Source organism: Rhizobacter sp. (assembly GCF_031412075.1).
GTDB lineage: Bacteria > Pseudomonadota > Gammaproteobacteria > Burkholderiales > Burkholderiaceae_C > Rhizobacter.
Genome location: NZ_JANOCG010000467.1, coordinates 1 through 9,707, shown reverse-complemented (window position 1 = coordinate 9,707; position 9,707 = coordinate 1). Strand labels below are relative to the sequence as shown.

Annotated in this window: 9 protein-coding genes and 1 pseudogene; 5 read left to right on the top strand and 5 right to left on the bottom strand. The window is 64.6% G+C overall.

Translation table 11 applies throughout. The features are described from left to right. The 5 genes and pseudogenes from RMO40_RS17720 to RMO40_RS17700 form a co-directional block, all read left to right on the top strand. Nucleotides 1-511, top strand: a pseudogene (locus tag RMO40_RS17720) (hypothetical protein); the annotation flags it as partial. Nucleotides 512-541: 30 nt separating this feature from the next. After that, the gene (locus RMO40_RS17715; protein WP_309724261.1) at nt 542-1,666 is read left to right on the top strand and encodes an SDR family NAD(P)-dependent oxidoreductase; all 1,125 of its coding nucleotides are present in this window, start codon (nt 542-544) and stop codon (nt 1,664-1,666) included. Next, nucleotides 1,663-2,400, top strand: a complete 738-nt coding sequence (locus RMO40_RS17710; RefSeq protein ID WP_309724259.1) for a sugar phosphate nucleotidyltransferase — start codon at nt 1,663-1,665, stop codon at nt 2,398-2,400. The genes RMO40_RS17715 and RMO40_RS17710 overlap by 4 nt, the downstream gene beginning before the upstream one ends. Before the next feature lie 17 nt (nt 2,401-2,417). Further along, complete coding sequence (gene galE / locus RMO40_RS17705; protein ID WP_309724257.1) at nt 2,418-3,413, top strand: UDP-glucose 4-epimerase GalE; 996 nt, start codon at nt 2,418-2,420, stop codon at nt 3,411-3,413. Between the two features lie 44 nt (nt 3,414-3,457). Then, entirely contained in the window at nt 3,458-4,300 is an 843-nt protein-coding gene (locus RMO40_RS17700; RefSeq protein ID WP_309724255.1) for a methyltransferase domain-containing protein, read from the top strand. A gap of 33 nt (nt 4,301-4,333) precedes the next feature. On the opposite strand, the gene RMO40_RS17695 is transcribed toward RMO40_RS17700, so the two are convergent. From RMO40_RS17695 to RMO40_RS17675, 5 genes are all read right to left on the bottom strand, one after another. Beyond that, a complete protein-coding gene (locus tag RMO40_RS17695; RefSeq protein ID WP_309724253.1) occupies nt 4,334-4,879 on the bottom strand; it encodes a D-glycero-beta-D-manno-heptose 1,7-bisphosphate 7-phosphatase in 546 nt (181 codons plus the stop codon). A 16-nt stretch (nt 4,880-4,895) separates the two neighbouring features. Continuing rightward, nucleotides 4,896-6,017: a GDP-mannose 4,6-dehydratase gene (gmd, locus tag RMO40_RS17690; protein ID WP_309724251.1), complete on the bottom strand. Its 1,122-nt coding sequence runs from the start codon at nt 6,015-6,017 to the stop codon at nt 4,896-4,898. A 19-nt stretch (nt 6,018-6,036) separates the two neighbouring features. Beyond that, entirely contained in the window at nt 6,037-6,981 is a 945-nt protein-coding gene (locus RMO40_RS17685; RefSeq protein WP_309724249.1) for a GDP-L-fucose synthase, read from the bottom strand. 8 nt (nt 6,982-6,989) lie between these two features. Then, nucleotides 6,990-8,441 (bottom strand): mannose-1-phosphate guanylyltransferase/mannose-6-phosphate isomerase, encoded by a 1,452-nt coding sequence (locus tag RMO40_RS17680; protein ID WP_309724248.1) that lies wholly within the window; start codon nt 8,439-8,441, stop codon nt 6,990-6,992. 83 nt (nt 8,442-8,524) lie between these two features. After that, nucleotides 8,525-9,707, bottom strand: a 1,183-nt coding sequence (locus RMO40_RS17675; protein WP_309724246.1) for a hypothetical protein, incomplete at its 5' end; no start/stop codon positions are given.

The window sequence follows — 9,707 nt, the reverse complement described above, 5'->3', positions numbered from 1 at the left end:
CGGCACCGGCTCCACGTCGACGGTGTCGGCGCCGCGCGAGACGCTGCAGGAGCTGTCGAGCCGCATGATGCTGCTCTACACCGAGCAGCAGCGCGACGCCGACGGCATCTTGAAGCGCCAGAGCGAAGGCACCAAGGACCGCATGCCGGTGTTGCGCCAGATGCGCGACCTGGCGCAGGAGATGCGCGTGGCGATCACCGGCGCCAACGGCCTGGATGAGTTTGCCAAGCTGCTGCACCAGGGCTGGGAGCTGAAGCGCTCCCTCGGTTTCGGCATCAGCATGGAGCGTGTGGACGCCTGGTACGAACAGGCACGCAAGCTGGGCGCTCAGGGTGGCAAGCTGCTGGGTGCTGGCGGCGGTGGCTTCCTGCTGCTGGTGGCCCCGAAAGAGCGCCACAACATGATCCGCGAGGCGCTCGGCCACCCGCGCGAGCTCACGCTCGACATCGACCGCCGTGGTGGGCGTGTGATCTTCATCAGCGACCATCAGCGGCTGCTTCACAACCAGTGACACACAACCAGTGATCCGAGGGACGAACAAGTGAGAGTGCTCATCACCGGCGGGGCCGGCTTCATCGGCTCCCACACCGCCGACGCGCTGTTGCGCGATGGCTATCAAGTGCGTGTGCTCGACTCGCTCGAAGAGCCGGTGCACCCGGGCCATGCCGTGCCGGCGTACCTGGATTCGCGCATCGAGTTCATCCGCGGTGACGTGCGCGACGCCAAGGTGTTGCTCGACGCGTTGCAAGGCTGCGACTACGTCTACCACCTGGCGGCGTTTCAAGACTACCTGCCGACCTTCAGCCGCTTCTTCGACGTCAACGTGACCAGCACCGCGTTGATCTACGAGCTGATCGTGCGTGAGAAGCTGCCGGTGAAGAAGGTGATCGTGGCCTCCAGCCAGGCGGCTTTGGGCGAAGGGCTGTACCTGGATGCCAATGGCAAACCCGTGCTGCCCGACATCCGCCCGACCGAACAGCTGGAGCGCGGGCTGTGGGACGTGCAAGCCCCGACTGGGTTCACCGGGGCCTTGCAATGGCAACGCACCAACGAAACCGTGGCCAACCCGCAGAACCAGTACGGCCTGTCCAAGATCGCCGAAGAGCGTGTGGCGCTGTCGCTGGGCAAACGTTATGGCATCCCGAGTGTGGCCATGCGCTACTCCATCGTGCAGGGCCCGCGCCAGAGTTTCTACAACGCCTACAGCGGCGCCTGCCGCGTGTTCAGCTTGAGCTTTCACCTGGGCCGTGAGCCGATGATCTACGAAGACGGCCAGCAGATCCGCGACTTCGTCAACGTGCAAGACGTGGTCGACGCCAACCTGCTGGTGCTGCGCGACGAACGTGCCAACTACGAGATGTTCAACGTGGGTGGCGACATCCCGCACACGGTGGCGTCTTTCGCCACGGTGGTGGCCGATGTGTTTGGCGCCAAGGGCTACCAGGCCGAGCCGTGCGGCAAGTTCCGCTTCGGCGACACACGCCACATCTGCTCGGATGTGAGCAAGCTGAAAAATCTTGGCTGGAATCCCACGCGCACCGTGCACGAGAGTGTGGAGGCCTACAAGGGCTGGCTTTTGACGGCTGACAACGCCGCGCAGATCCTCGATTACTGCAACCAGCAGATGGCCGCGCTCAACGTGGTGCGTTCGGTTAACAAGGCGTGAGCGAAACCGCGCCCCTTCGCACCAAGGCGCTGCTGCTCGCCGGCGGGCTGGGCACGCGGCTGCGGCCGTTGACTGAGACGGTGCCCAAGTGCCTGGTCGAGATCGCCGGCAAGCCTTTGCTCGACTACTGGTTCGATGCGCTGCGGGATGCCGGCATCCGCGAGGTGCTGGTCAACAACCACCACCTGCCCGATGTGGTGCGTGCCTACCTGGCCGAGAAGTCGCGTCAGGGCTTTCATGCGGTCGAGGCCTACGAGCCGGTGCTGCTGGGTTCGGCCGGCACGTTGTCTCACAACCGCGCCTGGGCCGACGACGCCGATGACGTGCTCATCGTCTACGCCGACAACCTCTCCGATCTCGATGTGGGCTCCTTCTTGCGGGCCCACCGCTCGCACGGCTTGCCCATGACCATGCTGCTGTTCCATGCGCCCAACCCGCGCGCCTGCGGCATTGCCGAGCTTGACGCCCGGGGGCGGGTGATCGACTTCGTCGAAAAACCGGCCGAACCACGCTCCGACCTGGCCAACGCCGGCGTCTACGCCGTAACGGCAGACGCCTGGCGTGAAATGGCCGACCTGCAGGCCTTCGACCTGGGTTTTCACGTTCTGCCCAAGTTCGTGGGCCGCATGCACGGCCACGTGCACGGCGGGTACCACCGCGACATTGGCAACCTCGAAGCTCTGGACGGCGCGCGTCTTGCTGCACCCCAGGTTTTCGCCCACCGTTTCAACTGACTGAAGGGATACACACCATGAAAGTGCTCGTCACTGGCGGAGCGGGGTATGTGGGCAGTGCCTGCCTGCGCAAGCTGCTCGCCGAAGGCCACGATGCCATCGCCTTTGACAACCTCTCCGAAGGTTATGAAGCCGCTGTACCCGCGGGCAAGCTGGTCAAGGGTGACATTGCCGACACGGCCGCACTCGCGGGTGTGATGAAGGCGCATGGCAGCGAGGCAGTGATGCACTTCGCCGCCGCCACCTACGTGGGCGAGTCGGTCACCAACCCTGACCACCACTACAACAACAACATCGCCGGCACGCTGAGCCTGCTGCGCGCGATGCGCCAGTCGGGCATCCAGCGCATGCTCTTCTCCAGCACCTGCGCGACCTATGGCGACAACCCGGTCGTGCCGATGAACGAGACGGCAGCGCAGATCCCGTGCAGCCCGTATGCACGCACCAAGCTCGCCGTCGAGTGGATGATCCGCGACTTCGCCCATGCGTATGGCCTGGGTTTCACCATCCTGCGTTACTTCAACGCCTCGGGCGCCGACCGCGACGGCGAGTTCGGTGAGGCCCATGACCCCGAAACGCACCTGATCCCGCTGCTGCTGCAAGTGGCACTGGGCCAGCGCGACAAGCTCATGCTCTACGGCGACGACTACCCCACACCCGACGGCACCTGCATCCGCGACTACGTGCACACCGACGACCTGGCACAAGCGCACATGCTGGCCATCACGGCGACCACGCCCACGACGGCCGAGGTGTTCAACATCGGCACCGGCAACGGCCAGTCGGTGAAGGAGGTGCACCGCGCTTGCGAGGAAGTGACCGGCCGCAAGATTCCGCTGGAAATCACCGCCCGCCGCCCAGGCGATGCGCCGGCCCTCGTGGCCGACCCGACCAAGCTCAAGACGCAGCTGGGCTGGAAGCCGGAGTTCTACGACATCAAGCGCACGGTGGAGACCGCCTGGGCCTGGCACCAGCGTTACCCCAACGGTTACGCCGATAAAGTGAAAGCCTGACGGCCTCTGCGTTCTTCGTTCCCCTTTCACACCGAGGCAAAGCCATGGACAAGCTGACTGGAACGGAACGAACCAAACGCTTCTACGAGGAAAAAGGCTGGAAGGAAGAGGGCGGCGAATCGGTCGATCGCAAACTCTTCGGCACCAAAGAAGACGGCCCGATACGGGTCGAGCTCTACAAGCTGCACATGGATCGTGTACGCAATTCGCTCTTGAGCGCAGGCGGGCCGCTGAACCTGTTGGAGTGTGGCTGCGGGGGCAATCCGGACCAGCAGGTGGTCGCCCTGTGCTCTTGCTACACCGGCGTCGACTTCTCGGAGGTGGGGCTCGACATGGCGCGGGCCTCCCTTGCCCATGTCAGCATCCCGCACGAATTTCGCGCTGCCGATGTCTGCAAACTGCCCTTCCAGGAGGGGCAGTTTGACGCGGTCTACACCGCGCACATGATCTACCACATCGAAGACCCCAAGGCCCAGGAGGCGGCGCTGGCGGAGTTTGTCCGGGTCGTGCGGCCAGGGGGCGTTGTGGTCATCGTCGCAGCCAACCCGCGCCCGCTTCTCTTCCCGATTCGCCTGGCGCGCCGCGTGTTGGCCGACACCCCACTGTTGGGCCGCCTGCTCAATCGCCTGAAGTCGAAATCGCCGATTCCCTACCAGCCGATGCCGATCGGCTGGATGCGGCGGCGCTTGCAGCGCGGTGGCGAGGTGTCGGCGGTGAGCTACGCGCTTCCGTCGAATCAGTTCAACCAGGGCGTCACCGAATACCGGGGTTTTGGCCGCCTGGCCTGGAAGACGATCCGCTGGCTGGACGTCAACCACCCGCGGCTGTCGGCGTACCTCGGCAACTATGTGATCTACACCTGCCGCAAGGCCGTTGCGACGCAGTAGTGCGATGCGGCTCGTGTGATACGGCCCACGGGGTCAGATCAGGTATCGGCCCACCTCATGGTGAGCGGTCACCACGGCACCTGCGATCGTGTCCTCGGCGGCCTTGTGGCCAGGCGGGCAAAACAACAGATTGCGACCCACGCCTGCGGTCACACCGGCCTGGATGTCGGTTTCGCTGTCGCCCAGCAGCACCGAGGCCGCCAGGTCGACATCAAACTCAAGTGCTGCCTGCAGGATCATCCCGGGGTTGGGTTTGCGAAACGGTGAGTCGAGCTTGTAGGCACCGACCCCGTGCTCCGCGTGATAGGGGCAGAAGTAGACCTGGGTGATGGGTGCGCCCTCGGCCCGGAAAACCTCGCACATCCAGTCGGTCAGGGCATGGAAGTCTTGTTCGGTGTACTTGCCTCGCCCGATGCCCGCCTGGTTCGTGACGACGAAGATCAGGTAGCCGCGTTCATGCGCCAGGCGGCACAAATCGAAGATACCTTCAACGAAGTCGAAGTTTTCGCGGCGGTGCACGTAGGCGTGATCGATGTTGATCACGCCGTCGCGGTCGAGAAACAGCGCAGGGCGCAGCATCGCGGCGGCGCTTGCCTTACTCGTGGTAGTCGTAGGCCTGGAAGCCGGCCATCTTGACCAGGCTGTCGCGTCGGGCGGCGTTGTAGTCGCTCTCGACCATCTCGCTCACCAGCTCTTGCAGCGTGGTCTTGGGTGACCAGCCGAGCTTCTGCTTGGCCTTGCTCGGGTCGCCAAGCAGGGTTTCCACTTCGGTGGGCCGGAAGTAGCGCGGGTCGACACGCACGATCACGTCACCCACCTTGCACTTGGCCTTGTTGCCTTCGACTTTGGTGACGGTGCCGACTTCATCGACCCCCACGCCTGTGAAGGTGATGGTGATGCCGAGCTCCTTGCCCGCGAATTCGACGAACTGGCGCACGCTGTATTGCACGCCAGTGGCGATGACGAAGTCGTCTGGCTTGTCTTGCTGCAGCATCAGCCACTGCATCTCGACGTAGTCGCGTGCATGACCCCAGTCACGCAAGGCGCTCATGTTGCCGAGGTACAGGCAGTCTTGCAGGCCGAGCGCAATGCGGGCCACGGCGCGCGTGATCTTGCGCGTGACGAAGGTTTCGCCGCGCAGCGGGCTCTCGTGGTTGAACAAGATGCCGTTGCAGGCATACAGGCCATACGCCTCGCGGTAGTTGACGGTGATCCAGTACGCATACATCTTGGCTACGGCGTAAGGGCTGCGGGGGTAGAAGGGCGTGGTTTCCTTCTGCGGGATCTCCTGCACCAGGCCGTAAAGCTCGGAGGTGCTGGCTTGGTAAAAGCGGGTCTTCTTCTCCAGGCCCAGGATGCGGATGGCTTCCAGGATGCGCAGCGTGCCAATGCCGTCAGCATTCGCGGTGTACTCGGGTGTCTCGAAGCTGACGGCGACGTGGCTCATGGCCGCGAGGTTGTAGATCTCGTCGGGCTGCACCTGCTGGATGATGCGGATCAGGTTGGTGCTGTCGGTCAGGTCGCCGTAGTGCAGGATGAACTGCTTGTTGTCGACATGCGGGTCTTGGTAGAGGTGGTCGATGCGGTCGGTGTTGAACAGGCTGGAGCGGCGTTTCACGCCGTGCACCTCATAGCCCTTCTTGAGCAGGAACTCGGCGAGGTAAGCGCCATCCTGGCCGGTCACGCCGGTGATCAGTGCTACTTTTTTGCTGGACATGGTTCGTCTCGGGTTTGAATCAGATCTGGGGTGTCGCGGCTTCGCGGAAAGGCGCGGTGTCGTAGGTCATGCGCAGACCGTCTTGCAGGCTGGTTCGGGCACGCCAGCCGAGGCCGGCCAGGCGGCTCACGTCCATCAGCTTGCGGGGCGTGCCGTCGGGCTTGCTGCTGTCGAAGACGATGCGGCCCTTGAAGCCGACCACGTCCATCACCGACTCGGCCAGCTCGCGGATGGTCACGTCAACACCGGTGCCGATGTTGACCAGCGGGCCGCTGTAGTTTTGCTCGGCCAAGTGCAGGCAGGCGTCGGCCAGATCGTCGACGTAGAGAAACTCGCGCCTCGGCGTGCCGCTGCCCCAGACCACGTAGTCGGCGTCACCGCGCTCGCGTGCGTCGTGCGCCTTGCGCAGCAGGGCGGGCAGCACGTGGCTGTTGTGGAGGTCGTAGTTGTCGTTGGGGCCGTACAGGTTGGTGGGCATCACGCTCACGTACTGGCGGCCGTACTGCGCGTTGTAGGCTTCGCAGAGCTTGATGCCGGCGATCTTGGCGATGGCGTAGGGCTCGTTGGTCGGCTCGAGCGGGCCGGTCAGCAGGTAGTCTTCCTTGATGGGCTGCGGGCAGTCGCGGGGGTAGATGCAGCTGGAGCCGAGGAACATCATCCGTTGCACCCCGGCCAGGTGGGCGCCGTGGATGAGGTTGGCCTCGATCATCAGGTTCTGGTACAGGAAGTCGGCGCGGTAGACGTTGTTGGCCTGGATGCCACCCACCTTGGCCGCCGCGATGAAGCTGTAGTCGGGCTTTTCGGTTGCCAGAAACGCATGCACGGCCTTCTGGTCGAGCAGGTCAAGTTCGGCGTGGGTGCGGGTCAGCACGTTGGCATAACCGCCGGCTTTCAGGCGCCGAAGGAGGGCGCTGCCGACCATGCCGCGGTGGCCGGCGACGTAAATCTTGGCGTTCTTGTCCATCTGGGGGTCTAGCTGCGTCCGTAGGTGTCGACGAAGCGCACGATGTCGTCTTCGCCGAGGTAGCTGCCCGACTGCACTTCGATGATTTCGAGGGGCACCTTGCCAGGATTGGCGAGTCGGTGGGTCTGACCCAGCGGGATGTAGGTGCTCTGGTTTTCGGTGAGCAAGATGACCTTGTCGCCGTTGGTCACCTCGGCCGTGCCCGACACCACGATCCAGTGCTCTGCGCGGTGGTGGTGCATTTGCAGGCTCAGGCTCGCGCCCGGCTTGACCATGATGCGTTTGACCTGGAAGCGCGGGCCGGAGTCGATGCTGTCGTACCAGCCCCAGGGGCGGTGCACCTGGCGGTGCAAGGTGTGCTCACTGCGACCCGAGCTTTGCAGCTGGCCGACGATCTGTTTGACGTCTTGGCTGCGGCTGCGGTCGGCCACCAGCACGGCATCGGGCGTTTCGACGACGATCACGTTGTCGAGACCGACCACGCCGACCAGGCGGCTGGTCGCGTGCACGAGCGTGTCGTGGCTGTCGCGCACGATGGCGTCGCCGACCGAGGCGTTGCCGTCGGCGTCTTTGTCGCTCACCTGCCAGACCGCGTCCCAGGCGCCGAGATCGGACCAGCCGGCCGACAGCGTCACCATGCGGATGGCGAACTCGCTGGAGCCCGGGCACTTCTCTATCACCGCGTAGTCGACCGACTCGCTCGGGATGGCCGCAAACTCGGCCTTACCAGGGCGCACGAAGCTCGCGTCGACGGTGTGGGCGGCCCACGCGCTGCGTGTGGCGGCGGCGATGTCGGGGCGGAAGCGCTCCAGCGCCTTCAGCCACACCGACGCGCGCACGACGAACATGCCACTGTTCCAGTAGTAGCTGCCTTCGTCGACGTAGCGCTGGGCGGTGGCGGCGTCGGGTTTCTCGACGAACTGGGCCACGTTGAGCGCTTGCGAGTCGTCCGAGGCGGCGCTGGCGCGAATGTAGCCAAAGCCGGTTTCGGGACGGTCGGGGGTGATGCCCAGGATCACGAACGCGCCTGCTGCCGCCTCGCGCACGGCCTGGCGTAGCGCTTCGGTGAAGGCGGGCTCGTCGGTGACGGTCTGGTCGGCGGGGGTGACCACCAAGACCGGGTCAGCGCCGCCCGAGCAGGCGTGCAGCGCGGCCAGCGTCATGGCCGGCGCGGTGTTGCGGCCCATCGGTTCGAGCAGCACGGTCGCGGGCGGCAAGGGCAGTTCGCGCAACTGGTCCAGGATCAGAAAGCGGTGCTCTTCATTGCCCACCACGCTGGGCGGCGAAACGATGAGCCCTTCGCTGGCCAGCGCCGCCAGCCGCGAGCCGGCCTGCTGGAACAGGCTGCGATTGCCCTGCAGCACGAGGAACTGCTTCGGGTATTGGGCGCGTGACAAAGGCCAAAGGCGTGTGCCGCTGCCGCCGGCCATGATGACTGGTTGAACCGCGATGTGAGGCATGGGAGTAGGCAAAGGGAAGTGGGCACGGTCAGAGAGGAGCATTCAGTGTGCCAGCCCGATGTGACGGCTGGCGGCGGCGCCCCTCATCGCAGGGCCACTTCGCCTGAACACCCGGTGATGGTCGTCCTGTAGGCCGGATTGCTCTCGACGTCGCGGGATTCGCGCGTGACGCTGCAGGCGAGCGTGATGTTGCGCGTGGCGTTGTAGGTCCCGCCCAGCAGGTAGGTCTTGAGCGTTTCCTTCCTGGAATCGCTCTGGGTGCCGCTGCGATGACGCAGGCTGGCATTGAGCGAGCTTTTGCCTGTCAGCGAGTAACGCGTTTCCAGGCTCAGGGTGTTGCTCAGGCGGTTGTTGTCCACCGCCTCGGTTCTCGCGCCAGCGGCCGACGAGGCCGCAAAGGTGGTTTCGGCACCGGTGTCGCGGCTCAGGGAGGTGGTGAAGTTCAACCTTCCCGTGGGCTGGTATGCCCAGCTGATCAAACCGGTGGTTTCGGACAGTTCGCCGGTGGTGGCGAGCGAGCGCGTCTCTTTGGTGGAACTCACGCGCATGCTGAAAGTGCTGAAGCCCGAAGGGACCCAGGTGGCCAGCAGATCGACGTCGCGCCGTTTCAACTCATCGTTGGCGGGTGGGGCCCCACGTGTGACACGGTACTCGGGTGTGTCGCCTTTCGTGGACCGAAGCGCGACACCGAGCGTCAGCTTGGCGCCCACGATCCAGTTCACGCCCGCGTTCACGGTGTCTTGTGAAAAGTTGCGATCCGAGAGCTCCGGGTTGTCGTACTTGAGCTTGCGGTGGGTGAAACCTGCATCCAGCGCCAGGTAAGACGTGACCCCATACCGCACAGTCGCGGCGGCTTCGTCGGTGGTGAGGTCACTGAGGATGGTGGCGCCGGCGTCGGTCGCAGTGTTGGACAGGCTGTTGCGGGTGTTGTACCTCACCGTGCCCGTCAGGAACTCGATGGTTTCCCAGTTCAGCTCGGCAGCCAGGCCGTAGCTCTTGTTGTCGAGGGTGCTGTCGGTGCGGTAGCGGTTGGTCTGCGCCGATGCGTCGGCTCGCAAGCGCTGCCGGCCGAAACGTTGGTTGACACCGGCAAGAACGCCGGTGCTGGAAATCGTTTCACTGACTTCATTGGTGGCCGTGCGGCGCAGGTTCGACTCGTGCGTGAACGCCTGGCTCACGCCGATGTAGTAAGGCGAGCCTTCTTCTTGCGCGCTGGCGCAGGTGGCTGCTGCAAGCAAACAGCCCGAGGCCAGCAACTGCAGCATG